This is a genomic window from Arthrobacter sp. MDT2-34-1 (assembly GCF_059091365.1).
Genome location: NZ_JBNHGO010000049.1, coordinates 1 through 1005, shown reverse-complemented (window position 1 = coordinate 1005; position 1005 = coordinate 1). Strand labels below are relative to the sequence as shown.

2 protein-coding genes are annotated in these 1005 nt (G+C 64.8%); both read left to right on the top strand.

Annotation, left to right across the window (positions count from 1 at the left end; translation table 11 throughout):
* On the top strand, positions 1-717 hold a 717-nt coding region (locus AC5RVV_RS17520; RefSeq protein WP_494002629.1), incomplete at its 5' end, for a hypothetical protein.
* A gap of 81 nt (positions 718-798) precedes the next feature.
* A partial coding sequence (locus AC5RVV_RS17515; protein WP_494002628.1) for a TetR/AcrR family transcriptional regulator occupies positions 799-1005 on the top strand: 207 nt, incomplete at its 3' end.

The window sequence follows — 1005 nt, the reverse complement described above, 5'->3', positions numbered from 1 at the left end:
ATCCCCGCCCGCCGCCTGGTAGCCCTCGTGGACATCGAAAGGACCGGTCCGCACACCTACGCTTCGGCCGAACCATGGCCATTGCCGGTGCCGCAGGGATTCCACCAGTCGGCCGCGTTCGTGTTCACCGTGGGCCCGGAGGTGTCACGGCCGGTTTACAGTTCACGAATCGGAAAGGCCTTCTGGGAGATCGATGGCGCTGGTCTTTCCGTGCTACCCGTCGGCTCCGGCGGCCAGGCTGCGATCACTGTGAACCTGAGCTACGCAGCCGATCCGGTGCTGGAAGTCAGGGCCCTGACCGGACGGGACCTTGCCTACCACATGCTGGCCAACATCAAGCGGGAAATGGCGAATCAGGGCGTTGACTGGGACGAGGATCTGGCGGCGTATGCCGAACGCGCACTGCCGATCTTGCTGCGCTCGCTCGATCAGGCCTACGGGCCGCCGCGGGACTGGATATTCGGCGTCGGGCGCAGGAGGGTCGAAGGCGATGCCGGCGACCCGTCGCGGGTGGTTCTGACGCTGCAGGGACAGACGCCCGGGCAGGGATACGTCGCGGTCACGTTCCGCAACCCTGAGTCACCGGGCCTGCCGGAGCAGGGCGAGACCACTGACCTGTGGGCCATCACCATGGACGCAGACGGCCGGGTGTACGCCAGCCCGGACGTCAGCCTCCTGGAGCTGCCCGGGGTGAAGCCGCCGCGAAGCATCTTCTAGACCCGGGCTCGGGAACGGGGCTTTTGAACACGTTCAAAAATAAGCGCTATGGTGATTTGAACACGTTCAAAAAGGAGTGCCGTGGCTGAGAGAACCGTCAAAAGCGAGCAGACGCGGCAGCGGCTGGTGGACACTGCGCTGCGGCTATTCCGCGAGGAGGGCTACGAGAAGACCACCATGCGGGCCATCGCCCAGGCCGCGGAAGTCTCGGTGGGCAATGCCTACTACTACTTCGGATCCAAGGACGAGCTGATCCACGAGCTCTACCGATCCCTGCAGGACGAGCAC